Below are 25,001 nucleotides of genomic sequence, written 5' to 3'. Positions count from 1 at the left end.
AAAAAAACGACAAAAAATTAATTAAAAACTTTTACCGACGGCAATACTTTTCCCTGGCAATCAAATAGCGCCTGATTTTCACGTGCATTCCCTTCTTTCCACTCGTCGTGGATATATTTCATCCCCGCCGGAGTGGCCCAGGTATTTCCCGGCACGGCAATCCACGTGGGCTCCCAGTAAAAAATACCTTTGCCGCGCTGGTCGGGAACATCTATGACGGCCTGCATCAGATCGTGAATATAGTGATAATGCCCCTGCACGGTGGCGGGATAACCCCCGTCCTTTTCCTCTTTCGCCTGGAAACTATTTTCCGCGTTGTCGCAGTTGGCCAGGGTATAGGCATAGGCCGCCTCGACGACGATAACGTCTTTGTTATAGCGTTTGCTGATGTCATCCATATTGGCCTTCAGGGCGCTGATCGGGCCATTCCAGTAGGTGTACATCGACAGACCGATCACGTCATATGGCACATGGCGTTTATCAATCTCATCAAACCACCAGCGGAAGGTATCGTTCCTGGTCCCTTCGGCCAGATGCAGCATGATTTTCACTTGCTCGCCGTGATGCAGGTTCTCCTTCAGGCCATCAATGGCCGCGTTCAGCAACCCGGCCAGCCGGTCGAACTCGCCGCCCCCCTGCCCCCAGCTTTTCCCTTCCGGCCACAGGATGCCGCCGTTGATCTCATTGCCGATCTGCACCATGTCCGGCAGGACGCCTGCCTGCTTAAAGCGGGCGATGGTATCGCGGGTATAGTCATGAATCGCCGTTTTCAGCTGCGGATAATCCATCTTTTCCCAGGCTTTCGGCTTGAACTGCTTGCCGGGATCGGTCCAGAAATCGCTGTAATGAAAATCGAGCAGCAGTTTCATCCCCTGGGCTTTCGCCCGTTTCGCGAGGGTCAGGGTGGTGGCCAGGTCGTTATTTCCGCCGCCATAGCCCTCGCCGCTCGCCGATTGCGGATCCACCCACAGACGGAGGCGAACATAGTTGACGCCGTTCTCTTTCAGAATCGCGATCGGATCCTTGCGCTGATTATTCTGGTCGTAGAACGTCGCCCCGTGCTTTTCGGCATTCAGCAGCGTGGAGATATCCGCGCCTTTGATAAAGTCCGCCGGCATGCCCTGAAACGCGCGGGTTTCAAGCGCGTCCGCGGCCAGAGAAGAGGTGGAGAAACTGCATGCCAGACAAACCGCAAGCCATGCGGGGGTGAATCTTTTCATGTGCTTATCCTTTAGTACTGCCCGAGGTCAGGCCGGAGACAAAGTATTTTTGTAACGCCAGGTAGAGGATCGCCACCGGTACGGCAATCAGCACCGCCCCCGCCGCGTAGGTGGTGTAGCTGGCACCCATTTTTTGCGCCACCAGGTTATACAGACCGATAGGCAGCGTGTATTTATCCGGGGTACGCAGGATGGTACTGGAGAGGATGAAATCGCCCAGCGGACCGGTGAAGGAGAACAGCGCCACCACCGCGAGGATCGGCCTCGACAACGGCATGATGATCTCGATAAAGATGCGAAAGCTGCTGGCGCCGTCCATGCGGGCGGACTCATCCAGATCTTTGGGGATCGCGTCGAGATACCCCTTCATCAGCCAGGTATTCATCGGGATCATCCCCCCGACGTAGATCAGCACCAGCGCCAGATGGCTGTTAATCAGGCCAAGCAGTTGCGATAGCACAAAGATCGCAATCAGCGCGGAAAACTGCGGGATCATCTGCAGCAGCAGGAACAGCATCAGCCCGTTCTGCCGCCCTTTAAAGCGGAAGCGGGAGAAGGCGTAAGCGGTAAAGCTGACGCTAATCAGGGTCAGCACCATGGTCAGAAAGCTGATTTTCATCGAGTTCCAGTACCAGGTGAGGTAATTCACATTGCCATTGAACAGATCGGCATAGTGCTGGAACGACAGGTTTTCCGGAATGATCGAGGTACTGAGCAGGCTATTGCCGGCGTTCAGCGACGCCCCGACCGTCCAGACCAGCGGATAGATGATCACCACCGAGACCAGAATAACCACCAGCCAGGTGAGAGAGAGTCGGATCCACTTTTCGCGTTTAATACTGGGTGATTGAGCCATGTTGCTTCCCTTACGCCATGTCGTCATTTTTGAAGGATTTGGTGGCGCGGAACTGCCACAGCGCCAGGCCGACGACAAAGATCGACAGCAGGATCGTGATGGTCGCCGCGATGGCGTACTGCGACGAGGACATCGTCAGCTTATAGATCCACGACACCAGAATATCCGTCCCACCGGCGTTGGAGCCTGCCACCGCAGGACCGCCGTTGTTAAACAGATAAATGATGTTGAAGTTATTAAAGTTGAAGGTGTACTGAGTGATGATGATCGGCGCGATCGCGTACAGCACCAGCGGCAGAGTGATGGTGCGCAGACGGGTAAAGGCGCTGGCGCCGTCCATCGTCGCCGCTTCATACAGATCGTCCGGGATCGCCTGCAGCACGCCGGTGGTCATGGCAAAGACAAACGGGAAGCCAAGCCAGGTCTGCATCATGATCAGCGCCGTTTTAGTCCAGAACGGGTCGGTCAGCCATGCCTTCGGGCTGATACCGAAGAACGACAGGATCGCGTTGTTGATGACCCCGAATGAATCGTTGAACATACCGGCAAAGACGAGGATGGTGACAAACCCCGGCACCGCCCACGGCAAAATAAAGATGGTGCGGATCAGCGGCTTAAAGCGCAGATCTTTTTGATTCACCAGAATCGCCAGCAGCACGCCCACCGTACACTGCAGGGTGGTCGCCAGCAGCGTCCACACCACGGTCCACTGCAGCACATCCAGGAAGGTGGAGCGCCAGATAGAGAGGGTGAAAATATTGACGAAGTTTTTCAGCCCCACCCAGTCCACCAGCTTCGCCGGCGGCGTGTGGTACAGGTTGTAGTTGGTGAAGGCGATGGCGAAACCGAACAGAATGGGAAAGATCACCACAAACACCAGCAGAATAAAGCCCGGGGTGATCATCAGGTACGGGAAGCCGTCGCTCAGCAGCATCTGGTACTGCTTACGCACGCTGTTCAGGGCGATCCCCTCATCGCGTTTTTTGCCGTTCAGCCACGCATCCCGCAGCGAGAGAAAATAGATCAGCACGCCAAAGGCGACGATCAGCACACTGATAATCCCCTCCGCTAACAGGAAGATAGAGTTATCCCGCGGTACCTCTTCACCCAGGGTATATAACCCCCACAACCCCTCACGCAGGAAATCATAAAAAATCCCCAGAAAGCTGCTCAGCAGCACCAGGAAGACCAGCCCTTTCAGCCACTGGCGATGATAAAACTGACCGAAACCCGGCACGATTGCCAGCAGCAGGCCGCACCATGCATGGCGCCCGGGCCCGCGTGCGTCGCTAAAATTTTCGCTGGAATGGATGCTCACACTCGACTCCTTCTACAAACGGGAGGTCCCCCTCCCGCTCGGTGACTTCACGTGACGGTGAATTACTGATTGCTGGCCTGCATTGCTTCGATCTGCATCGTGATCTGTTTCACCGCGTTATCGAGCGCGGCCTGCGGCGCCTGCTTACCGGTGAGGCTCAGTTCAAGCGCGGCGTTGGCCGGCCCCCACACTTCCCCCATCTCCGGAATGCCCGGCATCGCCACCGCTCGCGCCGACTGGATGGCGACGGCACTGGCCTTTTGGTCGTTTTTAATCACCGGATCGTCAATCATCGCCTTCAGCGGCGGAATTTCGCCGGTGGCGACATAGCGGGCTTTCACATACTGCGGCTGGTTGATGAACTCGATAAACTGTTGCGCCAGCGCTTTGTCTTTACTCCAGGTCGATACCACATAGCCTTTGACGCCGAGGAAGGAGCTCATCGGCTTGCCGTCCGGCAGGGTCGGCAGGGGCGCCACGCCATAGTTAATGCCAGCGGCTTCATACGGCTGGAAGGCCCAGGGGCCGTTGATCACCGCCGCCGCTTTTTTCTCGGTAAACAGGGAATCGATGGCATTCAGCCCGTTATCGCCGAGGATCCCCGCTGGAAAGACCTTCTCGGCATAGAATTTTTTCAGGAAGGTGACGGCTTCGACGGCGCCGGGGGTATTGAGGCCCACTTGCTGCGGGTTAAAGCCACCGCTGTCGTTTTTAGCAAAGATATAGCCGCCCATCGGGCCAATCGCCCCCCAGCTGTAATAGATCTGGTCAAACTTGGCGAGCAGGCCGTATTTGTTCTGCTCGCGCTGGGTTTTCGAGTAGTCCAGCCAGGCCTGCAGGCTGTCCAGCGGCTTGTCGATCAGGTCCTTGTTATAGATAAGCACTAGGGTTTCCACTGCTTTCGGGATCCCGTACAGCGCGTTGTCCATGCGGAAGGCATTGATGGAGGCTGGCGTAAAGGCATCCTGTTTCGCCTGATCGACACTGAGCGGCGAGAGTAGTCCCTGAACCACGGCGCCGCCGAGCTGGTCATTCGGGATCACCAGCACGTCCGGCCCAATGCCCGCCGGGCCGTCGAGGCGCAGTTTTTCCAGCTGCTGGGCATAAGGCATCTCCTGGAGATTAACCTTCACGTTGTACTGCTTTTCAAAATCGCTAACCGCGGTTTTGATGCCGGCGGATTTTTTAATGTCTTCCCAGACGTTGAGCTGCCCGGCGGCGTGCGCCTGCAGGCTGGTGAGTTGCCCCGCCGCCAGGGTGGTAAGGATCAGTGCAGCAAGCGTGTTCTTTTTCATTATCAACCTCATGTGAAGGTATAACAATTTAATGGTTTTTATTGGGCTTATCTCTGCCAGTCAGAAAAATAAATCACTTCAACCTGGCGAGTTATATGAGAAAAAGGCTCCAGCTCTCTTTTGTTATACGCTACCCGTAGATCGCTGACAAAACTACCATAAGCTGCCAGTTGTGTGATCATCATTACAGAAATGAAACGCCGCTGTATGGCGCTAAAACTGCGGAAGTTATAGTCAGGGCATGATTTTACTGCTGTTGAACATCGCCACGCTGATTTGTTACACGTAATACAATTCATGCTACACACAGCGACAAAGCAACGGCAAACAACAGCTACTCACTTCGGGGAATGTGGATGTCCAATATACGACTGAGGAATGTCACCAAAAGGTTCGGCAGCACGGTGACGCTGCACCAGGTCAATCTCGATATTGAAGATGGCGAGTTTGCCGTTTTCGTCGGTCCTTCCGGCTGTGGAAAATCGACGCTGCTGCGCATGATTGCCGGTCTGGAAGAGGTCAGCGAGGGTGAAGTGCTGATCGGCGATGAGGTGATGAATGATGTCGTGCCCGCCCGCCGCGGCGTGGCGATGGTCTTCCAGTCCTATGCGCTCTACCCGCACATGACGGTGGCAGAGAACATGGGCTACGGGTTGAAGGTGAATAAAGTGCCGAAAACGGAGATCCGTCGCCAGGTGGAAATGGTGGCTAAAACGCTGCAGCTCTCGCACCTGCTGGATCGTAAACCGAAGCAGCTCTCTGGCGGCCAGCGGCAGCGCGTGGCCATTGGCCGGGCGATCGTGCGTAATCCCCGGGTGTTTATGTTCGATGAGCCGCTCTCTAACCTCGATGCGGAGCTGCGCGTCGATATGCGCCTGCATATTGCCCGTCTGCACCAGGAGCTGAAGACCACCATGGTGTATGTCACCCACGATCAGGTAGAGGCGATGACGCTGGCCGATAAAATCGTGGTCATGAACTACGGGAAAGTCGAACAAATGGGTTCGCCGATGGCGCTGTATTACAATCCGGTCAACAAATTCGTCGCCGGCTTTATCGGCTCGCCGAAGATGAATTTTTTGCCGGCCATCGTCAGCGACTGGCAGCCGGAACGCTTAACGGTCACCCTCGCGCAGGACCATCAGTTGGTCCTCAATATCGCTACCCAGCCGCTGAAGCCCGGCGCCGCGGTGACGCTGGGGATCCGGCCAGAGCATCTCACGCCCGACGTCACTACCGGTACCGTGGTGGAGTTTCAATGTGAAGTAGTGGAGCGTCTGGGTAACAATACCTATCTGTTCGGCCAGTGCTACGGCCACGATAACGTCAAGGTCCTGCTGCCCGGCGACGTCCATTTCCGCCCGTGGCAGAAAATAAATCTGGCCTTCGATGAGCGCTTCTGCATGGTATTTGATGAGAATGACCTGCGTATCAGCGCTGATATCCCGGCGCCGGATGCGCACTAGCTAACATATTGCTGTCATCTGCGCCGTGTATGCTGCGACTGAATGCCGGAATACACCCTGCCCGGCATTCACACCCTCATTTTTATTCTGCTGCATCGGAATCATCCTTCTCTCCCGGCATCGCAGCCTCTCGCGATGCCGGTTTTTTCGCGACCTCAGCTCACTTCTCTCGCTGCGCCTGATTTATCTTTCGCATATACTGATGACACCCGGCGAACGATAAGGACACAGGTATGAGGACCCGGCATCTGGTGGCGCTGTTTACAGGGGTGCTGATACTGGCCATCATCCTGCCCATCTCACTCAGCATCTGGCAGGCAGCGCGGCAGGCCAAGCTGCAGTTCTATCGTGAACTGGATGACTATTCCAACCGTATCGTCGTCCGCACGCTGCAGGTTGCCGATCAGGCCAGGGAAGCGCTACGTGAGGCCGACTCACACACCGCCGCCTCCTGTAGCCCTGAGCACCTGCTCACGCTCCGCCGCATCGCCTACACCCATCGCTACATTCAGGAAGTGCTCTGGCTGCGTGATTCCGTGCCGCAATGTTCCTCCCTGGAAGACCATAGCGTCGCGGTCACCTTTCCCCCGCCGGATCACATTGCCCCTGACGGCTATCGCACCTGGCTGACCTCAATAAACGATCTCGGCCTTAATCACCAGATGACGGCCATGGGCAGTCAACAGCATATGGTGATGATCGATCCCATCTCTTTTATCGATGTGGTTCCTGCCAGCGAGGAGAAGATCCATACCATGCTGTTTGGTTTGGATCACCTGAAAATGGTGATCAGCAGCCAACCGCTGCCGGATACGGTCTGGCAGCGTATTAAAGATCCACATGTTAATATGCTGACGCTGGATAACACGGTCTATCGGATCCAGCGCATTCCCGAGCTGGGCTCCGGCATCGTGACCTGGTCGTCGACGCTGCCGCTGCAGCAGCGTATTCGCCAGCAGCTAATCTTCTGGCTCCCTGTCGGCATCTTCACCAGCCTGCTTGCTACCTGGCTGCTGCTGCGCCTGCTGAGACACCTGCGATCACCACGCAACAGTATGCTGGACGCCCTCAACTCCGAAGCGATTCAGGTTTACTATCAGCCGATAATCTCGTTGCAGGATGGGAAAATCGCCGGGGCCGAGGCCCTGGCCCGCTGGCAGCAACCCGACGGCACCTTTTTATCGCCGGATATTTTTATTCCTCTGGCCGAGCAGACCGGGCTGATTACGCAGTTGACGGAAGATATCGTCAGGAAAATTTTTACCGATCTCGGTCCCTGGCTGCGGCAGCGGCCGGAAGTGCACATCTCCATCAACCTGTCGGTAGATGATTTACGCTCGCCCACCCTACCGACGTTGTTACACGATCAGCTGCAGCACTGGGGGATCGCCGCCGAACAGATCATCCTTGAAATCACCGAGCGCGGGTTTGTCGACCCGGAGACCACCATGCCGGTGATCGCTCACTACCGTCAGGACGGGCATCGTATCTCGATTGATGACTTTGGCACCGGCTACTCCAGCCTGAGCTATCTGCAGAAACTGGACGTCGATACGCTGAAAATCGATAAATCTTTTGTCGATACCCTCGAGTACCGGCCGCTGACGCCGCACATTATTGAAATGGCCAAGGCGCTCAATCTGGCCACCGTCGCCGAAGGGGTGGAAACCGAAAGCCAGCGCGACTGGCTACGACAGCATGGCGTCCAGTACGCCCAGGGATGGCTGTACAGCAAAGCGCTGCCAAAAGAGCAGTTTATTCTGTGGGCGGAAAATAACCTCCATGTGCATTAAGCAACAGGAGCAATAAGCAGAATGCCAGCGGGTGTGGCCACTTCGCCGCCCGCGCCTGGGCGCTACTTCAGATAAGATTTGATCACCTGCATCACCGTCTCCAGATCCGCTTCACGCTGTGTCTCTTCAGGCTCTTTCACCACATGGTCGGTCAGATGCCCCTGAATAACCTGCAGCATCATACCGTTGACCGCGCCGCGAATCGCCGCCAGCTGCTGTAGCACCTCAGCGCACTCATGCTCGCGATTGAGCATTTTCTCTAACGCGGAACTCTGCCCCTGAATTTTTTTCAGTCGGGTCAGTAACATTTTTTTGTGTCGAACTGTATGTGACATTGCACGATCCACCGTTTCATTCTGTCCGTGATTACCGACCTTCATCATCAGTAACGCCTGCCAGCATAGCATGATCCCTTTTGTCAGCCGCTTTTTCTACTGGGGGGTAGTATTTTACTACTGGGGGGGAGTAGGATAAACGCACTTTTGGCAAGGATCCCGATATGAACGATTTCACTTCCCTTCTGCAGCAAGGTAATGCCTGGCTGTTTATTCCCAGCGCGATACTGCTCGGTGCCCTGCACGGCCTTGAACCGGGCCATTCAAAAACCATGATGGCCGCCTTTATCGTAGCGGTACGGGGAACGTTAAAACAGGCGGTGCTGCTGGGGCTGGCGGCGACGGTTTCCCATACGGCAGTGGTCTGGCTGATCGCCATGGCCGGCCTGTGGTTTGGCCGCGGCTGGAACGCGCAGACCTCTGAACCCTGGTTTCAGCTGATCTCGGGGATAGCGATTGTACTGATTGCCTGCTGGATGCTCTGGCGCACCTGGCGCGAATCGCAGCCCCACACGCACCATGATCACCACCATGAACATGAGCACCATCACGAACATGATCATCACCACGAACATGATCACCACCATGAACATGATCACCACCATGACCATCACCATGCGTCCTCATCCGCCGTGCCGCTGGTGGCGGAGGAGTGGCAGGACGCGCATCAGCGGGCTCATGCTCAGGAGATCAACCGGCGCTTTGATGGCCGCCAGGTGACGACCGGGCAGATCGTACTGTTTGGCCTGACCGGCGGGCTGATCCCCTGTCCGGCGTCCATTACTGTGCTGCTTATCTGTTTACAGCTGAAGAAATTTTCGCTTGGCGCCACGCTGGTACTGGGCTTTAGCGTTGGTCTGGCGCTGACGCTGGTGGCTTCCGGGGCTATCGCCGCGCTGAGTCTTAAACAGGCCACCCGCCGCTGGCCCTGGCTTAATGATGTCTCGCGCAAGGCGCCCTGGTTCTCAGGTTTACTGATTATCGTGGTGGGGATCTACATGATGGTTCACGGCCTGAGCGGCCTGTAAGCGTCGGCTCGCCCTCTTGCGGATAGAGAGGGCGAGTCGTTAATTCAGGAGACTATCTCCTGCGGAGTGCTGACCGCTTTGCGGCTGACGGGCTGGCGAAACCACGGCAGGCACAGCTGGATCAGCGGCCCAATCGACAGCGCGTAAATCACGGTGCCGACGCCAAACTTACCGCCCAGCAGCCAGCCAATCACCAGCACGGTAAGCTCAATAGCCGTACGGATACCGCGTAATGACCAGCCGGTACGAGCGTGCAGACCAGTCATCAGGCCATCACGCGGCCCGGGGCCAAAGCCCGCGCCGATATACATCCCGGTGGCGATAGCATTCAGCACAATCGCCCCCACCAGCAGCACACTGCGAGCCACCAGCGACTCCAGCGGCGGCAGGACGGCCAGCGTGGCATCCGCCGCCAGCCCCAGCACGATGACGTTGCTCACCGTGCCGAGTCCCGGCATTTGCCGGATCGGGATCCACAGCAGCAGCACCGCCGCGCCGGTCAGGATAATCACCGTACCGAAACTGATACCCAGTTGTTTAGCCACCCCGAGATGGAAAACATCCCACGGATCGGCGCCAAGATTGGCATGCACGAAGAGCGCCGTGGACACGCCATAAAGTACCAGGCCGATATATAACTGCAGCAGGCGACGAAGCATATTTTTTCCTCTACATCATTGCGAATGCCCTTATCATCAGCAAAAATGGACTGATAATTAATGGCCAGTTTTGGAAAAGTGGATCGCTATGTCAACCCGACGCTTTGGAACACAATCGCTGGTACGCCTGCTCGGCAACTGGCAGGAGTCCACTTCACGCACGCCGCTATGGCGTCAGCTAGCGGAAGCGCTCCGCCTGCTGATCCTCGACGGTCGCCTGACGCTGCAAACGCGCCTGCCCGGCGAGCGTGAGCTGGCGGCGGCGCTGAACGTCAGCCGGACCACCATCGCCAGCGCGCTCGGCCAGTTGCGGGAGGAGGGCTTTCTCTACAGCCGCCAGGGAAGCGGTTCGCGCATTGTTTTACCAGAACGCCCCGCCGACCTGCCGCCCCCCTCAGACATCCCCTCCACGCTGAATCTCTCTACCGCCGCCCTCAGCGCCGGGCCGGAAGTCCATCAGGCCTTCCAGCATGCCATGACGCTGCTGCCGCCCTACCTGGGCCAGACCGGCTACGATCAACAAGGGCTGCCGGTACTGCGGGAGGCGATTGCCCGTCGCTACAGCGAACGCGGTCTGCCGACGCGGCCCGATGAAGTGATGGTGGTCAACGGCGCCCTCAGCGCCTTCGCATTGATCCTCCGCCTGTTTACCGGCCCGGGTGACCGGGTGGTCATCGACGCCCCCACCTATCCGATGGCGATTAGCGCCATTCAGGGCGCCTCCTGCCGCCCGGTCGGCGTCGCGCTTCCACAGCAGGGATGGGACTGTGATGGACTCGCGGCGACTATTGCGCAGACCGCGCCGCGTCTGGCGTGGCTGATGCCGGATTTTCACAATCCCACCGGGCGCTGTATGGATGCTCCCACCCGCCAGCGGGTCGCGGATATCGCCGCCAGAACGCGGACGACGCTGGTGATCGACGAGACCATGGTTGATCTGTGGTATAACGCGCCACCTCCTCTACCGCTGGCCTGCTTTAATCCCGATGCTGCGGTGATCACCATTGGCTCAGCCGGGAAAAGTTTCTGGGGGGGACTGCGCATCGGCTGGATCCGCGCCAGTGCGCGAACCATCGCCTCCCTTATTCAGGCCCGCGATTCCCTGGATTTGGGTACGCCGCTGCTGGAGCAACTGGCCTGCAGCTGGCTGCTGGCCAATGCCGCCACGCTGCTACCGCCGCGGCGGGAAATGCTGAAGGCGCGCCGGGACATGTGCGAAACGTTAATGGCGGAGTATTTTCCCCGCTGGCGATTTTCACCGCCGGAAGGTGGGCTCTCTTTTTGGGTGGAACTCCCTGACATGCTGGCCACGCTGTTCTCTGCGCGCGCGGAAAGTCAGGGGATCCATATCGGCACCGGCACGCGCTTTGGTCTTGAGGGAGCCTTTGATCGCTATTTGCGTCTGCCATTTACACTGCCAGACGAAGCATTGCGCCAGGCCTTCTCCACGCTACAACCGCTGTGGCAAAGCCTTGCAGAACAGAAGGAAAATACGCGTTTGCGGAAAATAATATAAGAAAATATCGACGGGCTGGCATCAGCCCGTCAAATGACCATCATCCATGAGGTATATGAGATGTTTTTATAAAATTGCCTGAGTATCCTGCCCTCTGGTTATGGCATCCCGGTGACAGAAATAAGGCAATTTCATTAATGCTGGCGCGGAATAGGAAACCCTTTCAGGGAAATAATAAAGCCATCTTCATCTTTTTTAATTTTAGCGCCGGTGTCACACCAGTCGGAGGCAATGCGAAAGAACTCATCACTACCGATATTCCAGTTCAGGCGCACGTGTTTTACGTATCCTGAGCGCAACATATCGCAGGCTTCGCTATAGTTGCTGGCTGTAGAGAATTGTTGTTTCATTTTTTCTTCTTCAGAAGTTTTCTTAATGCTTTGATTTCTTTAGGGGTTAATGGGGTTGCTTCCTCTTCGGTATGCTGGCTGTCAATGTCCTCTTCCGTCACCCCCGCCTCACCTGCTGACTCCTCCAGCTGAAAAGCCAGCTGCAGCAGCTTTTCCGTTGCCGTTCCCAGGTTCTCGTTATTCACTTCCGCATAATGACGCAGCTTCTCTTTTAACTCGGCGTCAATTTTTACATTCAAAACCACTGTGGTCATAGCTACGCTTCCCGTGCAATAAAATCATCATAATTAATACACGAAGTTAACATGCTGATCCAGAGATATATTTTATAGCATGGCTCTGGCAACAAATTCCCATCAATAAGATGCCTTTTATTTATGACATGCAAATGACATTAATATTTCAGTAGCATTTCAGATTTATGACAAGTAAATATTATGGAATAAAAACGGGTTATTTTAGCAACAAAAAATAATATGTGATCCGTATCAGATATTAATTATAGCAGGGATAAAGACCGGACAAATACAAGGGAGATATCAGGAGGGCGAAATGGGTGGGGGCCCTGCCAGCTACATCCCGGCACACACGTCGTCTGCTCTGGCTGCTTCCTTCCGGACCTGACCTGGTAAACAGAGTAGCGTTGCGGGAGAACCAACAGAGCCCCCATTGAGAGCGTTAGTTACCCAACGCGCTGGCGCATTATCCCTGCTGACCTGGTGAATTGCAAGCTCACCCCGATCGCCTGCTGGTTTATTGCACAATACGCCAATAAAACCAACAACTCACGGCCAGGCTGTGAGATTGGGAGCACGCGCTCAGCACATTGCCGGGTTATCCACCATACTTAGCCCTCTTGCGTCACCTTTAATCATCAGCACCTTGTCTCGACGGTAATCGAATGACTGACTCATCACCACAGACCATCACTCTGCCTTTACCCGCTATTGAAGGGATGACCATCGCCTTTCATGGCGTGAACTATCTGCGCCCGGAAAAAATGCTCGACTTCGCGACCATCAGCCAGACCCCCGTGCGGGCGGTCACGCCGCTGGCGCTGCTCTATTCCACCGTCGGCGTGCTGCGCCAGGTGGAACTGCGCAAACTGCCCGTCTACATCAGCGGCCGGGTGGTGTACCCCATTTCGTCGCTGACCATGCCGGGCCTGCGCGCGAAACTGATCATTAACGCCACTTCGCAGCGGTTGAAATTTCTCGAGAGCCTCATCGCCAGTTCACCGTCTGACAATGTCCATGGCATGCAGATCCTCGGCCTGGCCCTGACCTTCACTGTCGAACAACCCGCCTGAACCGAGGCAGGCTGTACAGCCTGCGCCTCAGCGCTTATGCTGGCGTTTTCCGGTTAACAGGGCTGAACATGGATCCGCACGACACATTCCCCCAACGCGTCTGGCATATCGTGGCGTCGATACCGGAAGGCTATGTCGCCACCTACGGCGATGTCGCCTGCCTGGCCGGTTCACCGCGCGCCGCGCGCCAGGTAGGTGGCGTACTGAAGCGCCTGCCGGAAGGGTCAACCCTGCCCTGGCATCGGGTGGTCAATCGCCATGGCGATATCTCCCTCACCGGGCCCGATCTTCAGCGACAGCGCCAGGCGTTGCTGGCCGAAGGGGTTCAGGTCTCCGGCAGCGGCCATATCGATCTCCAGCATTATCGCTGGGTTTACTGAAGACAAAAAAAAGCCCCCGTCAGGGGGCTCGGCGAGCTTATTGCGCAACGGGGACGGCGGTCTGCGTGACCGGAACCAGCGTCAGGTCGGCATGCGTCCCACCCTGGTTTATCACCGTCTGCACGGTATCGGTAATGAACATTAGCTGGCCGTTCACCGCGATCGCGGCACTCAGCAGAATACGGGCGTTCGGCTGAATGTCTGCCGGATTGTAAGGCAGGGCAAAGTTAAATGGCGCCTGTTTGCCTTCGGTACGCACCGCTTTTTGCGACAACACGCGGGCTGGCGCATCTGCCAGAGAAGCATCCGACAGGGTCACCGTCAGTACCGCATCCGGCGGTAAAGCGATTCTCTGGCGGATATTAATCGTCCCCGTAACGCTCGGCTGCTGCTGTGCCACGCTCAGCGTCGCGATGCCATAAGGGTCGGGCGCGGCTGCCTGAGTCGAAGAACTGGTAGAGTGGTGATTAGCACAGGCGGTTAGCGTCGCGGCGACGGCTAAGGCACTAAACATATAGGCAAATTTCATGATGTTCTCCTTATCATCCCTTAATACCCAGGAGGATGTTCCGCCGCTTCGCCGGCAGGAACTTTCGTGTCGTCAATAAGTGTGGCACAGATCTCAGATTTGTTCCTGTTGCCCCCTCGTTATTCAGATTATTACACCCATCGGACCACTTGCGATTCCAGGTTATACTTTGCCACATCACGCGCACCGCGCTGCGCCGCTATCATTAATTGAGGATAAGTATGAGTCAGGCACTCTCTAACCTGCTGGCATTATTAGATCTGGAAAAAATTGAGGAAGGGTTATTCCGCGGACAGAGCGAAGACCTGGGATTACGCCAGGTTTTTGGCGGCCAGGTGGTGGGCCAGGCGCTGTATGCGGCAAAAGAGACCGTGCCCGTTGAACGTCTGGTACATTCGTTTCACAGCTACTTTCTGCGCCCGGGCGACAGCCAGAAACCGATCGTCTACGATGTGGAAGTACTGCGCGACGGCAACAGCTTTAGCGCCCGGCGAGTGGCCGCCATTCAGAACGGGAAGCCGATCTTCTATATGACCGCCTCATTCCAGGCGCCAGAGCACGGCTATGAGCATCAGAAAGCGATGCCGCCGGCCCCCTCTCCTGACGGCCTGCACTCGGAAACCGATATCGCCCGCAAGCTGGCACACCTTCTGCCGCCGCAGGTAAAAGATAAATTCCTCTGTGATAAACCGCTGGAGATCCGCCCGGTCGAATTTCATAACCCGATGAAAGGCCATATTGCTGAACCGGTGCGCCAGGTGTGGCTGCGCGCCAATGGCGCCGTTCCCGACGATCTGCGCATTCATCAATATCTGCTGGGCTATGCCTCGGACTTTAATTTCCTGCCGGTGGCGCTGCAGCCGCACGGCGTCGGCTTCCTTGAGCCTGGCATGCAGGTCGCCACTATCGACCACTCAATGTGGTTCCATCGGCCGTTTAATATCAATGAATGGCTATTATACAGCGTTGAAAGCACCTCGGCCTCCAGCGCCCGTGGCTTCGTCCGCGGCGAGTTCTACACTCAGGATGGAACGCTGGTGGCTTCAACGGTCCAGGAAGGGGTGATGCGTAACCGCAACGCATAAAAAAAGCCTCCCGAACGGGAGGCTTTTTGCTACAGGGAGAAGGGTTTTCTATCAGGCGTTGTAGGCGTTTTCGCCATGGCTGTTGACGTCCAGTCCTTCGCGTTCCTGCTCTTCTGGTACGCGCAGCCCCACGGTCATGTCCGCCACTTTGTAGCCAATGAAAGCGACAACGCCCGACCAGACGATGGTAATCGCGATACTCTCGAGTTGCACCAGCAGCTGATGGCCCATGGTGACGCCTTCTGCATAACCCACGCCGCCCAGAGAGGTGGCCGCGAAGATACCGGTCAGGATACAGCCGACGATGCCGCAGACGCCGTGGACGCCGAAGACGTCGCAAGGGTCATCAACCCGCAGCCAGCGTTTCAGCGCCGTTACGCCCCAGATGCCCGCCAGACCAGATGCGATACCCACAATCAACGCCCCACCGACACCGATATACCCACAGGCTGGTGTGACGCCAACCAGACCGGCAATCGCCCCGGAGCAGGCGCCCAGCAGTGAAGGTTTGCCGCGCAGAGCCCATTCGCCAAAGGTCCAGGCCAGGATGGCTGCCGCTGTGGCGACGACGGTGTTGACGAAAGCCAGTGCGGCAATTTCGTTCGCTGCGCTGGCGGAGCCGGCGTTGAAGCCGAACCAGCCCACGTAGAGGATGGCGGTTCCGGTGAACACCATCGGCAGATTGTGTGGTTTGAACGCTTCTTTGCCGAAGCCCACACGTTTGCCCATCATGTACGCCCCCACCAGCCCGGCAACCGCGGCGTTGATGTGTACAACGGTGCCGCCCGCGAAGTCCAGCGCGCCGTGGGTCGCCAGCAGACCGCCGCCCCAGACCATGTGCGCAATCGGAACATAAGAGAGCGTCATCCACACCACCACGAAAATCAGCACGGCGGAGAAACGAATACGCTCAGCCAGCGCCCCCACGATCAGCCCGACGGTGATACAGGCGAACGAGCCCTGGAAGGCCACGTGGATGTACTGATAGAAGGTGCCCATCAGCGCTTTCAGTTCAATATTTTTCAGCATCACCCAGTCAAAGCTACCGAAGAAGCTGCCGCCGGTGCCGAATGCCAGGGTATAGCCATAAATCACCCACAGTACGCAGACCAGGCCAAAGGTCACAATCACCTGAGTCAGCATGGAAAGGACGTTTTTGCCGCGGATCAGGCCGCCGTAAAACAGCGCGATCCCCGGGATGGTCATAAACAGAACCAGCGCGGTGCAAATCATCATAAACGCGTTATCGGCTTTGTCCGCCACTGCGGGCGCGGCCATTGCCAGTCCCGGAAGAAGGGCTAATGCCCCCAGACCCGATTTCATTGTTGCCATTTTCATTGTTTCGTTCCCCATCACTGTGTGGTCTGGAAATTACAGTGCCGCTTCGTCAGCTTCGCCGGTACGGATGCGAATGACGCGCTGCAATTCAGCGACAAAAATTTTGCCGTCGCCAATTTTTCCGGTGTAAGCCGCTTTGCTGATCACATCGATGACTTCATCCAGCTGATCGTCGGCAATCGCCACATCAATCTTCACTTTTGGCAGAAAGTTGACGCTATACTCGGCGCCGCGGTAGAGCTCCGCATGACCTTTCTGACGGCCAAAGCCCTTGACTTCAGTGACCGTCAGGCCCTGAATGCCGATGGAAGACAAGGCTTCACGCACGTCTTCCAGTTTGAATGGTTTGATTACCACGGTAACCAGCTTCATAAGTCCCCTCCAGGCAGTATTCGGTAATGGCCGCAGCTAACACGATGGATATAAAGCAAGGGCTATGCCAGAAATGAAAAAAGGCCGCAGAGCGGCCCTTTGATGGTAAAAAACAGGGGACAGGTCAGACAATTGCCTGCTGAAACGCGTTTGCAGCGCAAAAATGCACCACAACAGTGCATTTGATGTAACGTTTTTGCACCACAGCAGGCCACGCTTTGTTCGCTGCCTGCTGGTGGTGCATCAGGCGCTGAGCGACTCTTCCCGGGCGCTGGCCGCCAGCTCTTCGCCAGCCAGCTGCAGCTGATACATCTGCCAGTAACGACCCTTCGCCGCCAGCAGCTGCTGATGGGTGCCCCGCTCGACAGCCTGACCGCGATGCAGCACCAGGATGGTATCGGCCTCAACGATGGTTGACAGTCGATGGGCGATAACCACGAGGGTGGTATGCTGGCGGACTTTCGCCAGCGCCTGCTGGATCGCCTGCTCGGTGCCGGAGTCGATGTTTGCCGTCGCCTCATCCAGAATCAATACCTGCGGGGTCTCCACCAGCACGCGCGCCAGCGCCAACAGCTGTTTCTGCCCAACGGAGAGGTTATTGCCCTGCTCGCCCAGCTGAGTGTACAGGCCATCGCTCATGCTGCGCGCCACCTCCGCCAGTTGCACCGCCTCCAGCGCTTCCCAGACCTGCGTCTCACTGATATCCCGACCCAGCGCGACGTTGGCGTAGAAGGTATCCGCCAGCACCACCGGATCCTGTTGCACCATCGCGATGCCCCGACGCAACGCGCTGTGGCTGAGGGAAGCAAGCGGCCGGCCATCGATGCGGATCTCCCCGTGGGTTAACGGGTAATAGCCCATCATCAGACTCGCGAGAGTACTCTTCCCGCTGCCGGTATGCCCGACCAGCGCCACGAAGCTGCGGGAGGGAATATCCAGACTGATATCCTGCAGGACCAGTCGATCCCCCCGGTAGGCAAAGGAGAGATGGTCAATTTCCACCCGGCCGCTGCTCAGCGGCGCGTCATCCGAGCCCCACGCCTGGCGCGGGCGATCCATCAGCTCAAAAACGCGTTCGCCGGCGACCACCGCCTGCTGCAGCATCGACTGCTGGGTGGTCAGCTCAATAAGCGGCTCGTTAAGGCGTCCGAGATAGCTGATAAACGCGTACAGGACCCCGACCTCGATCGTGCCCACCGCGCTAAAGCCAAACAGCATCAGCAGCCCGCACAGCACCAGCGAGGAAAAAAGGCTCAGCAGCGGGCGCAGCAGAAAACCGTCGAGGCGCAGCGTCTGCATCCGCGCCAGATAGTGGGCATAGCTGGCCTCGCGCATCCGTTCGCCAAAGCGCGCCTGCTGGCGGAACTGCTGGATCACCCCCATGCCGTTGATCACTTCGTTGAAACCATCGTTGATATCAGCAAGCCAGGCGCGCACCCGGCGCACGATCGGCGTGCTATAGCGCTGATAGATGATCATCACGATCAGCACCGCCGGGAAGATCGCGATCGCCACCAGCGCCATCCGCCAGTCGAGGCTAAACATCGCCACCAGCATCGCGCCGATCAGCGCCGCGCTGCGCAGCACCGTCGCCACCACCGTCACGTACAGATCGCGAATGACTTCCGTATCGTTGGTCACCCGCGAGATAAGCTGCCCAACCGGCTGGGTATCAAACTCGCTGAGCGGCTGATGCAGGGCGGCATCCATTACATCGCTACGCAACTGCTGGACGACGCCGACCGCGGCGCGGTTAAACAGCAGCGACTGGTTATAGTGCAGTAATGCCGCCAGCAGCTGCAGGCCGATATAGGCTACCGCCAGGCCTGCCACCAGCTTCAGCGGGAGCGTATGCTTCGCCACCATATTATCGATGAAATAGCTGATGAGCAGCGGGCCGCTCACTTCCGCCGCCGCCGCGATCCACATCATCCCCACCGCAATGGCCAGCGGCTTACGCCAGGGAGAACCATAGGCCAGCAGGCGTTTAAGCGTCGGCCAGAGTTCGGTAAAGCTACGCATCCAGGGCCTCCTCTTGCGCCTGCGGAACCTCGTCAAGCGCGGCTTCCAGCTGCTGGTAACGATACATGTCGCGGTACCAGCCTGGCTGCACGGCCAGCGCCTCATGGCGGCCACGCTGGGCAATATGCCCATGCTGTAACACCAGAATTTCACTGGCCTCGGTCAGCGCCGACAGCCGGTGGGCGCTGATAATCACCGTCCGCCCCTCCCCCCACTGGCGCAGGTTGTGCAGGATCTGGTGCTCCGTACGGCCATCTACCGCCGACAAAGCATCATCAAGGATCAAAATTTCAGCCTCCAGCAGCAGAGCGCGGGCAATCGAGATGCGTTGTTTCTGGCCGCCGGAGAGCATCACGCCGCGCTCGCCCACCTCGGTATCGTACCCCTGGGGCAGGCGCAGAATGTCGTCATGCACGCTGGCCAGCCGTGCCACGCGTTCAATCTGCGCCGGTGTCGCATCCGGTTTGCCCAGCGCGATATTATTGGCGACGGTGTCAGAGAATAAAAATGGCGTCTGATTGACCACCGCCAGCCGGGCGCGCCAGCTGTCGAGCTGCAGACGCGGCAGCGGCAGGTCGTGAAAGCGGATCTCGCCGCTGGTGACGTCAAAATGACGTTGCAGCAGCGCCAGAATGGTACTTTTACCGGCGCCCGTCGGCCCGCAGATACCCAGCATTTGCCCCGGCTGGAGGGTAAAATTAACCTGCTCCAGCGAAGGTTTACTCGCCTGCGGATAGATGAAGTTGCGGATGGCAACCTGCAGGACACCGCGGCCTGCCGGCACTGCTTCATTACCGTCGTCCACCGCTGGCGCCTCTTCGAGCATCGTGCGGATACGGCCATAGGCCGCGCTACCGCGCTCAACAATGTTAAACATCCACGCCAGCGCCAGCATCGGCCAGATCATCAGGCCAAGATACATCACAAAGCTGGTCAGCTGGCCCAGCGTCAGGCTGCCGTGGATCACCATCCAGCTGCCGCCGCCGATAGCCAGCAGGTTAGCGGCCCCAATGGCGATATAGATGGTGGGGTCGAAACGCGCGTCAATGCGTGCCACGCGCATATTTTTCGCGCCGGTATCGGCGGCATCGGCGGCAAACTGCGCCGACTGGCGATCCTCCAGCCCAAAAGCCTTAATCATGCGGATGCTGGTCAGGCTCTCCTGTGTGCGATCGTTAAGGCTGGAAAAGGCCGCCTGGGCCACGCGAAAACGTTCGTGAAGCGCATCGCCGTTGCGTTTAATCGCCAGCGCCATCAGCGGCATCGGCAACAGCGCCAGCAGGGTGAGCTGCCAGCTAATCTGCGTCGACATCACAATCAATACCGCACAGCCCATCACCATCGAATCCACCAGGGTTAAGACCCCTTCACCGGCGGCAAATACCACCCGGTCAACATCGTTGGTGGCGCGGGCGATCAGATCGCCAGTGCGATGGCGCAAATAGAATGCCGGATGCTGGCGGCTCAGTTGCCGGTAAAAATCTTCCCGCAGTTCGACCGCCAGCTGGTAAGAGGCGCCGAACAGCAGCACGCGCCAGACATAGCGCAGCAGGTAAACCATTACCGCGACCAGCACCAGCGCGCCGATCCACATCCACACCTTCTCTGCGGTGTAATGTTGTTGCGTCACGCCGTCCACCACAATGCCCACCACCTTCGGCGGAATAAGCTGCAGGACGGCAATAATGGCCAGCAGGGCAATCGCGCCAAGATAGCGGCGCCACTCCCGGCGGAAGTACCAGCTGAGTTGAGCAAATAATCGCAAGCAGTAAGATCCTGATTTGTAATGGGTTACGGCGCAATACCGTTATTCGACAGGCAAGGCGGTGGTATATTTTATCTGTTCCATGGCAAAACTCGAAGTGACATCCGACAGCCCCGGCACGCTGTTCACTAAACGTTTATAAAAATCGTCATAGCGTTTCATATCGGCCACCTGCACCCGCAGCAGGTAATCATACTCTCCTGCCATCCGCCAGAAGCCGAGCACCTCCGCCATCTGCGTCACTTCGCTCACAAAATGGCCATACCAGTCGCTGCTGTGATGCTGAGTCTTGATCAGGACAAACGCCGTCAGGCCCAGCCCCACCTTTTCGGCATCCAGTAAGGCGACGCGCCCGCGCAAAATACCTTCATCTTCGAGCCGTTTCAGGCGCTTCCAGCAGGGCGTGGTGGTCAGATTAACGGCATCGGCCAGCGCCTGCAAAGAGAGGGTGCAATCTTCCTGCAGCAGCGCCAGCAGCTTACGGTCAATTTTATCTAGCATAGGGCATCCGAAGAGAAAATTTTGCTCTCATAATGGTAATCCAAAGGCTAAATGGCAACAATTTTTCCTGCGCTTTCCGCTAAGCTAGGCACAAAATGACAAACAGGAAATCACGATGAATAGCGCCTGGGTTAAACATGCCATTAGCGAAATCAACGCCGACTATCAGCGCTCCGCCGACACGCACCTGATCCGTCTGGCGCTGCCCGCGTTTCCGGGCATCCACCTGTATCTGAAAGATGAAAGCACCCACCCTACCGGCAGCCTTAAACATCGCCTGGCGAGGTCGCTGTTTCTCTATGGCCTGTGCAACGGCTGGATCAAAGAAGGTACGCCGATTATTGAATCCTCCTCGGGTTCAACCGCCGTTTCGGAGGCCTACTTCGCCCGCCTGCTGGGGCTGCCGTTTATCGCCGTGATGCCTTCCTGCACCGCCAAACGTAAGATCGAACAGATCGAGTTTTACGGCGGACGCTGCCATTTTGTGCAGAGCGCCTGCGAAATCTACGATGCTTCCGAAACGCTGGCCCGCGAGCTGAACGGCCATTATATGGATCAATTCACCTTTGCCGAGCGGGCCACCGACTGGCGCGGCAATAACAATATCGCCGACAGTATTTTCCGTCAGATGAGCCATGAACCGCACCCGCAGCCGTCATGGATCGTCATGAGCGCCGGCACCGGCGGCACCTCGGCAACCATTGGCCGCTATATTCGCAGCCAGGGCCATGAGACGCAGCTGATGGTCGTTGATCCGCAGAATTCGGTCTTCCTCGAATACTGGCAGACCCGCGACGCCACCCTGCGCAGCCCGGTCGGCAGCAAAATTGAAGGCATCGGCCGCCCACGCGTCGAACCGTCATTTATTCCCGACGTCGTCGACGAGATGCTGCGCGTACCGGATGCGGCGAGCGTGGCCACCGCCCTGTGGCTGGAAACACAGCTTGGGCGCAAGGTCGGCGCTTCTACCGGCACCAATATGTGGGGCGTATTGCAGCTGGCCGCGCGGATGCGCGAGGAAGGGCGAACGGGTTCCATCGTCACGCTGTTGTGCGACAGCGGTGAGCGCTACCTGGAAACCTATTACAACCCGCAGTGGGTGGCCGCCAATATCGGCGATATCGCGCCCAGGCAGGCGGAGATCGCCGCGCTGGTCGGCAGGCGATAAAAAAAGCCAGATAGAAAACTATCTGGCTTGCCGGAAGGGTCTCTCTATTCGGGGGAATAAGGAAGATCAGGATTATCCAGCCAATGCGTTAAAAAGTGGGAGACCGCCTGATGCCGGCAGTCTCCGATAACCGGAAGATGCGGCAGCTCGGCTTTCAGCTGCGGCATCGCGTTGCCCATGATAAAACCCCGCCCAACGCTGCCCAGCATCTCGCGGTCATTCATCGCATCGCCAAACGCCATGCACTCCTGCAGGGTGAAGCCTAAGTGCTGGCTGAGCACCGCCAGCGCCGCACCTTTATTACACCCGACCGGCAGCACTTCCAGACAGTCCATCGCCGAGAAGCAGAGAAACGCGCGATCGCCCAGCGTCTCATTCAGTTGGATCCGCAGGCGGCGGAGATCGTCATGATCGCCGCAAAAACAGATCTTGGTGACATGCTGCGCCGACATGCGTTTCGGATCGCACAGTTGATAGTGAAAGCCGCTGAAGACATGCGCTTGCAACAATTCAGGCCTTGCCTGACCGGTGAACCAGCCGCCATCGTTAAACACATGCATGCTGGCCTGAGTATCCCATTTGCTGTGCAGCACCGCTTCCGCCGCCTCGGGAGCGAGATCCTGGCGATAAAGCTCCTCCCCTTCCAGCGAATGGATGCGCGTCCCGTTGCCGGTGATCAGAAATGCGTCCAGGGAAAATTCGCCAATCACATGGTGCATCTCCAGCACATGGCGACCGGTAGCGAACGTCAGGGTGATATTACGTTCCCGCAGCCGTTTCAGCGCGGTGAGCGTTTGCTCGCCGAGACGATGGTCCGGCATCAGCAGGGTGCCGTCCATATCAAATGCGGCCAGTTTTGCCATGGTGTATTCCCCGATGTGTGATGGGCTTCGCTTGTGTTGCAGTATCACCTGGGATATACGGAAGTAATAGTGAATAGATATTATTAATTGTTCCGGGTTTACAGCGGCCCGGTGGATGACGGCCCCCATGCGACTCTTACACCGTTTAAATCAATACCAGCGATTGTGGCAACCCTCAGCCGGGGCGCCGCAGCAGGTGACCGTCGGCGAACTGGCGGAGCGCTGTTTTTGTAGCGAACGCCACGTCCGCACTCTGCTGCGTCAGGCGCAGGAGGCGGGGTGGCTAAGCTGGCAGGCCAGCTCCGGGCGCGGCAAACGCGGACAGCTCTCATTTCACAAAACCCCGGAAAGTCTGCGCAACGAGATGATGGAGCAGGCGCTGAACAACGGTCAGCAGCAAAACGCGCTGGAGCTGGCGCAGCTGGCCCCGGTGGAGCTGAAAGCCCTGCTCCATCCCTTCCTCGGCGGTCAGTGGCAAAACAATACTCCGACGCTGCGTATTCCTTACTATCGCCCACTGGAGCCGCTGCGTCCTGGCTTTCTCCCCGGACGCGCCGAGCAGCATCTGGCCGGGCAGATCTATGGCGGGCTGACGCGCTTCGATGAAGGCGACAATATGCCGATCGGCGATCTGGCGCATCACTGGCAGGTCTCGCCGGACGGCCTGCGCTGGCATTTTTACATTCGCTCCACGCTGTACTGGCACAATGGCGATGCGGTGCAAACCGCACAGCTACGGCAGCGGTTACAGTTGCTGCTTGAGCTGCCCGCCTTACGGACCCTCTTCGCCAGCATCAGCCGTATCGATGTCACTCACGCCCAGTGTCTCACCATCACGCTGCATCGTCCTGACTACTGGCTACCGTTCCGTCTCGCCAGCTACTGCAGCGTGCTGGCGCATCCCGACGATCCGGCCATCGGCTGCGGGCCATTCCGCCTGAAGCGGTTTAGTCCGGAACTCGTCCGCCTGGAGAACCATCCCCGGTATCACCTGCAGCATCCGCTGATCCAGGCGGTGGAATACTGGATCACTCCTCAGCTCTTTGACCGCGATCTCGGCACCAGCTGCCGCCACCCGGTGCAGATCACCATCGGCGATCGCGAAGAGCTCCACAATCTGCGCCAGGTCAGCAACCGTATCAGCCTTGGCTTCTGCTATCTGACCCTGCGCCACAGCCCGCGTCTTAGTAAAACGCAGGCCCAGCGGCTGGTGTCGATAATCCATCACTCGTCGCTGCTGGAAACGCTGCCGCTGGAGGAGGATCTGATTACGCCAAGCCATGAGGTGCTGCCGGGATGGTCCATCCCGCAGGGACCGGAAAACAACGCGGTGCCGCTGCCGGCCAGGCTCACTCTGCTCTATCATCTGCCGGTCGAGCTTCATGCGATGGCCGAGCAACTGAGGCAACGGCTGGCTCTGCTGGGCTGCGAACTGACGATCATTTTTCATGACGCCAAAAACTGGGAAGGCTGTCAGCATCTGGGGCAGGCCGACCTGATGATGGGCGACCGACTGATCGGCGAAGCGCCGGAGTACGCCCTGGAGCAGTGGCTGCGCTGCGATATGCTGTGGCCTAATTTGCTGACCGGGGCGCAATATGCCCATCTGCAGGCGACATTAGACGCCGTGCAGTCTCAGCCCGACGCCCGCAGCCGCAACGATGCGCTGCGCAACGTCTTCAACAGTCTGATGGAAGACGCCATCATGACGCCGCTGTTCAAGTATAACTATCGGATCAGCGCGCCACCGGGGGTTAATGGCCTGCGCCTCAACGCCCGGGGCTGGTTTGACTTCGCCAGCGCCTGGCTGCCGGCCTCGTTGACGTGAGAGAG

At 57.7% G+C, this 25,001-nt stretch carries 24 protein-coding genes and 1 other RNA gene; 9 read left to right on the top strand and 16 right to left on the bottom strand.

Translation table 11 applies throughout. From position 1 onward, the window contains the following. Nucleotides 1-17: 17 nt before the first annotated feature. The 4 genes from CW267_RS04800 to CW267_RS04785 form a co-directional block, all read right to left on the bottom strand. Nucleotides 18-1,220: an arabinogalactan endo-beta-1,4-galactanase gene (locus CW267_RS04800; RefSeq protein ID WP_100781116.1), complete on the bottom strand. Its 1,203-nt coding sequence runs from the start codon at nt 1,218-1,220 to the stop codon at nt 18-20. A gap of 4 nt (nt 1,221-1,224) precedes the next feature. Beyond that, nucleotides 1,225-2,076: a sugar ABC transporter permease gene (locus CW267_RS04795; RefSeq protein ID WP_004204761.1), complete on the bottom strand. Its 852-nt coding sequence runs from the start codon at nt 2,074-2,076 to the stop codon at nt 1,225-1,227. Nucleotides 2,077-2,086: 10 nt separating this feature from the next. Then, nucleotides 2,087-3,394 carry a carbohydrate ABC transporter permease gene (locus tag CW267_RS04790; protein WP_008805425.1) on the bottom strand — a complete coding sequence of 436 codons (1,308 nt, stop codon included), beginning with the start codon at nt 3,392-3,394 and terminating at the stop codon, nt 2,087-2,089. Between the two features lie 62 nt (nt 3,395-3,456). After that, entirely contained in the window at nt 3,457-4,689 is a 1,233-nt protein-coding gene (locus tag CW267_RS04785; RefSeq protein ID WP_012542673.1) for a maltodextrin ABC transporter substrate-binding protein, read from the bottom strand. Nucleotides 4,690-5,045: 356 nt separating this feature from the next. On the opposite strand from CW267_RS04785, the gene CW267_RS04780 reads away from it, so the two are divergent. Both CW267_RS04780 and CW267_RS04775 read left to right on the top strand, forming a co-directional pair. Beyond that, nucleotides 5,046-6,155 carry an ABC transporter ATP-binding protein gene (locus tag CW267_RS04780; RefSeq protein WP_008805423.1) on the top strand — a complete coding sequence of 370 codons (1,110 nt, stop codon included), beginning with the start codon at nt 5,046-5,048 and terminating at the stop codon, nt 6,153-6,155. 233 nt (nt 6,156-6,388) lie between these two features. Further along, nucleotides 6,389-7,948: an EAL domain-containing protein gene (locus CW267_RS04775; RefSeq protein WP_100781117.1), complete on the top strand. Its 1,560-nt coding sequence runs from the start codon at nt 6,389-6,391 to the stop codon at nt 7,946-7,948. 62 nt (nt 7,949-8,010) lie between these two features. Here the strand turns inward: CW267_RS04775 and CW267_RS04770 are convergent, their stop codons facing one another. Next, entirely contained in the window at nt 8,011-8,283 is a 273-nt protein-coding gene (locus tag CW267_RS04770) for a metal/formaldehyde-sensitive transcriptional repressor (RefSeq protein ID WP_012542675.1), read from the bottom strand. Between the two features lie 164 nt (nt 8,284-8,447). Here CW267_RS04770 and CW267_RS04765 point away from each other — a divergent pair, with 164 nt between their 5' ends. Beyond that, the gene (locus CW267_RS04765; protein WP_012968820.1) at nt 8,448-9,311 is read left to right on the top strand and encodes a nickel/cobalt efflux protein RcnA; all 864 of its coding nucleotides are present in this window, start codon (nt 8,448-8,450) and stop codon (nt 9,309-9,311) included. A gap of 44 nt (nt 9,312-9,355) precedes the next feature. On the opposite strand, the gene CW267_RS04760 is transcribed toward CW267_RS04765, so the two are convergent. Next, entirely contained in the window at nt 9,356-9,970 is a 615-nt protein-coding gene (locus CW267_RS04760; RefSeq protein WP_008805419.1) for a YczE/YyaS/YitT family protein, read from the bottom strand. A gap of 88 nt (nt 9,971-10,058) precedes the next feature. Here CW267_RS04760 and CW267_RS04755 point away from each other — a divergent pair, with 88 nt between their 5' ends. After that, the gene (locus tag CW267_RS04755; protein ID WP_012968821.1) at nt 10,059-11,486 is read left to right on the top strand and encodes a PLP-dependent aminotransferase family protein; all 1,428 of its coding nucleotides are present in this window, start codon (nt 10,059-10,061) and stop codon (nt 11,484-11,486) included. A 134-nt stretch (nt 11,487-11,620) separates the two neighbouring features. Here the strand turns inward: CW267_RS04755 and CW267_RS04750 are convergent, their stop codons facing one another. The 3 genes from CW267_RS04750 to ffs all read right to left on the bottom strand — a co-directional run bounded on the left by CW267_RS04750 (nt 11,621) and on the right by ffs (nt 12,496). Further along, a complete protein-coding gene (locus CW267_RS04750) occupies nt 11,621-11,836 on the bottom strand; it encodes a hypothetical protein (RefSeq protein ID WP_004142688.1) in 216 nt (71 codons plus the stop codon). After that, the gene (locus CW267_RS04745; RefSeq protein ID WP_002891977.1) at nt 11,833-12,090 is read right to left on the bottom strand and encodes a hypothetical protein; all 258 of its coding nucleotides are present in this window, start codon (nt 12,088-12,090) and stop codon (nt 11,833-11,835) included. Before CW267_RS04745 ends, CW267_RS04750 begins: the two co-directional genes overlap by 4 nt. A 309-nt stretch (nt 12,091-12,399) precedes the next feature. Continuing rightward, nucleotides 12,400-12,496, bottom strand: an RNA gene (gene ffs / locus CW267_RS04740) — signal recognition particle sRNA small type. Nucleotides 12,497-12,737: 241 nt separating this feature from the next. Here ffs and CW267_RS04735 point away from each other — a divergent pair. After that, nucleotides 12,738-13,145, top strand: coding sequence for a hypothetical protein (locus CW267_RS04735; protein ID WP_008805417.1), 408 nt, complete (start codon nt 12,738-12,740; stop codon nt 13,143-13,145). A gap of 68 nt (nt 13,146-13,213) precedes the next feature. Continuing rightward, nucleotides 13,214-13,525 carry an MGMT family protein gene (locus tag CW267_RS04730; protein WP_100781118.1) on the top strand — a complete coding sequence of 104 codons (312 nt, stop codon included), beginning with the start codon at nt 13,214-13,216 and terminating at the stop codon, nt 13,523-13,525. A 37-nt stretch (nt 13,526-13,562) separates the two neighbouring features. On the opposite strand, the gene CW267_RS04725 is transcribed toward CW267_RS04730, so the two are convergent. Further along, nucleotides 13,563-14,054, bottom strand: a complete 492-nt coding sequence (locus tag CW267_RS04725) for a YbaY family lipoprotein (protein ID WP_008805415.1) — start codon at nt 14,052-14,054, stop codon at nt 13,563-13,565. 221 nt (nt 14,055-14,275) lie between these two features. Between CW267_RS04725 and tesB the strand changes: the two genes are divergently transcribed. Continuing rightward, a complete protein-coding gene (gene tesB / locus CW267_RS04720) occupies nt 14,276-15,139 on the top strand; it encodes an acyl-CoA thioesterase II (RefSeq protein ID WP_008805414.1) in 864 nt (287 codons plus the stop codon). A gap of 51 nt (nt 15,140-15,190) precedes the next feature. Here tesB and amtB read toward each other — a convergent pair whose 3' ends face one another. The 5 genes from amtB to CW267_RS04695 all read right to left on the bottom strand — a co-directional run bounded on the left by amtB (nt 15,191) and on the right by CW267_RS04695 (nt 21,137). After that, the gene (gene amtB, locus CW267_RS04715; RefSeq protein WP_012542680.1) at nt 15,191-16,477 is read right to left on the bottom strand and encodes an ammonium transporter AmtB; all 1,287 of its coding nucleotides are present in this window, start codon (nt 16,475-16,477) and stop codon (nt 15,191-15,193) included. A gap of 33 nt (nt 16,478-16,510) precedes the next feature. Then, on the bottom strand, nt 16,511-16,849 hold the full coding sequence (glnK, locus tag CW267_RS04710; RefSeq protein WP_002891893.1) for a P-II family nitrogen regulator: 339 nt from the start codon (nt 16,847-16,849) through the stop codon (nt 16,511-16,513). 243 nt (nt 16,850-17,092) lie between these two features. Continuing rightward, nucleotides 17,093-18,871 carry a SmdB family multidrug efflux ABC transporter permease/ATP-binding protein gene (locus CW267_RS04705; RefSeq protein ID WP_008805412.1) on the bottom strand — a complete coding sequence of 593 codons (1,779 nt, stop codon included), beginning with the start codon at nt 18,869-18,871 and terminating at the stop codon, nt 17,093-17,095. Then, nucleotides 18,864-20,636 carry a SmdA family multidrug ABC transporter permease/ATP-binding protein gene (locus CW267_RS04700; RefSeq protein WP_064323871.1) on the bottom strand — a complete coding sequence of 591 codons (1,773 nt, stop codon included), beginning with the start codon at nt 20,634-20,636 and terminating at the stop codon, nt 18,864-18,866. Before CW267_RS04700 ends, CW267_RS04705 begins: the two co-directional genes overlap by 8 nt. 42 nt (nt 20,637-20,678) lie before the next feature. Further along, a complete protein-coding gene (locus tag CW267_RS04695; RefSeq protein ID WP_008805409.1) occupies nt 20,679-21,137 on the bottom strand; it encodes an Lrp/AsnC family transcriptional regulator in 459 nt (152 codons plus the stop codon). 115 nt (nt 21,138-21,252) lie between these two features. Here CW267_RS04695 and CW267_RS04690 point away from each other — a divergent pair, with 115 nt between their 5' ends. Then, nucleotides 21,253-22,305, top strand: coding sequence for a PLP-dependent cysteine synthase family protein (locus tag CW267_RS04690; protein ID WP_032729445.1), 1,053 nt, complete (start codon nt 21,253-21,255; stop codon nt 22,303-22,305). Between the two features lie 44 nt (nt 22,306-22,349). Here CW267_RS04690 and cof read toward each other — a convergent pair whose 3' ends face one another. Beyond that, a complete protein-coding gene (gene cof, locus CW267_RS04685) occupies nt 22,350-23,168 on the bottom strand; it encodes an HMP-PP phosphatase (protein WP_016160381.1) in 819 nt (272 codons plus the stop codon). 127 nt (nt 23,169-23,295) lie between these two features. On the opposite strand from cof, the gene CW267_RS04680 reads away from it, so the two are divergent. Then, nucleotides 23,296-24,996 carry an SgrR family transcriptional regulator gene (locus tag CW267_RS04680; protein ID WP_100781119.1) on the top strand — a complete coding sequence of 567 codons (1,701 nt, stop codon included), beginning with the start codon at nt 23,296-23,298 and terminating at the stop codon, nt 24,994-24,996. Nucleotides 24,997-25,001: the final 5 nt, after the last annotated feature.

The organism is Klebsiella sp. X1-16S-Nf21 (assembly GCF_002837615.1).
GTDB lineage: Bacteria > Pseudomonadota > Gammaproteobacteria > Enterobacterales > Enterobacteriaceae > Klebsiella > Klebsiella variicola.
Note: the sequence above shows the minus strand (reverse complement) of the source record. Positions and strands in the feature narration are given on the sequence as shown.

Excerpts from the sequence above, each read along its gene's own strand:
- CW267_RS04800 (WP_100781116.1), bottom strand. The coding sequence starts at position 1,220 with ATGAAAAGATTCACCCCCGCATGGCTTGCGGTTTGTCTGGCATGCAGT.
- CW267_RS04795 (WP_004204761.1), bottom strand. The coding sequence starts at position 2,076 with ATGGCTCAATCACCCAGTATTAAACGCGAAAAGTGGATCCGACTCTCT.
- CW267_RS04785 (WP_012542673.1), bottom strand. The coding sequence starts at position 4,689 with ATGAAAAAGAACACGCTTGCTGCACTGATCCTTACCACCCTGGCGGCG.
- CW267_RS04780 (WP_008805423.1), top strand. The coding sequence starts at position 5,046 with ATGTCCAATATACGACTGAGGAATGTCACCAAAAGGTTCGGCAGCACG.
- CW267_RS04775 (WP_100781117.1), top strand. The coding sequence starts at position 6,389 with ATGAGGACCCGGCATCTGGTGGCGCTGTTTACAGGGGTGCTGATACTG.
- CW267_RS04770 (WP_012542675.1), bottom strand. The coding sequence starts at position 8,283 with ATGTCACATACAGTTCGACACAAAAAAATGTTACTGACCCGACTGAAA.
- CW267_RS04765 (WP_012968820.1), top strand. The coding sequence starts at position 8,448 with ATGAACGATTTCACTTCCCTTCTGCAGCAAGGTAATGCCTGGCTGTTT.
- CW267_RS04760 (WP_008805419.1), bottom strand. The coding sequence starts at position 9,970 with ATGCTTCGTCGCCTGCTGCAGTTATATATCGGCCTGGTACTTTATGGC.
- CW267_RS04755 (WP_012968821.1), top strand. The coding sequence starts at position 10,059 with ATGTCAACCCGACGCTTTGGAACACAATCGCTGGTACGCCTGCTCGGC.
- CW267_RS04750 (WP_004142688.1), bottom strand. The coding sequence starts at position 11,836 with ATGAAACAACAATTCTCTACAGCCAGCAACTATAGCGAAGCCTGCGAT.
- CW267_RS04745 (WP_002891977.1), bottom strand. The coding sequence starts at position 12,090 with ATGACCACAGTGGTTTTGAATGTAAAAATTGACGCCGAGTTAAAAGAG.
- CW267_RS04735 (WP_008805417.1), top strand. The coding sequence starts at position 12,738 with ATGACTGACTCATCACCACAGACCATCACTCTGCCTTTACCCGCTATT.
- CW267_RS04730 (WP_100781118.1), top strand. The coding sequence starts at position 13,214 with ATGGATCCGCACGACACATTCCCCCAACGCGTCTGGCATATCGTGGCG.
- CW267_RS04725 (WP_008805415.1), bottom strand. The coding sequence starts at position 14,054 with ATGAAATTTGCCTATATGTTTAGTGCCTTAGCCGTCGCCGCGACGCTA.
- tesB (WP_008805414.1), top strand. The coding sequence starts at position 14,276 with ATGAGTCAGGCACTCTCTAACCTGCTGGCATTATTAGATCTGGAAAAA.
- amtB (WP_012542680.1), bottom strand. The coding sequence starts at position 16,477 with ATGAAAATGGCAACAATGAAATCGGGTCTGGGGGCATTAGCCCTTCTT.
- glnK (WP_002891893.1), bottom strand. The coding sequence starts at position 16,849 with ATGAAGCTGGTTACCGTGGTAATCAAACCATTCAAACTGGAAGACGTG.
- CW267_RS04705 (WP_008805412.1), bottom strand. The coding sequence starts at position 18,871 with ATGCGTAGCTTTACCGAACTCTGGCCGACGCTTAAACGCCTGCTGGCC.
- CW267_RS04695 (WP_008805409.1), bottom strand. The coding sequence starts at position 21,137 with ATGCTAGATAAAATTGACCGTAAGCTGCTGGCGCTGCTGCAGGAAGAT.
- CW267_RS04690 (WP_032729445.1), top strand. The coding sequence starts at position 21,253 with ATGAATAGCGCCTGGGTTAAACATGCCATTAGCGAAATCAACGCCGAC.
- cof (WP_016160381.1), bottom strand. The coding sequence starts at position 23,168 with ATGGCAAAACTGGCCGCATTTGATATGGACGGCACCCTGCTGATGCCG.
- CW267_RS04680 (WP_100781119.1), top strand. The coding sequence starts at position 23,296 with ATGCGACTCTTACACCGTTTAAATCAATACCAGCGATTGTGGCAACCC.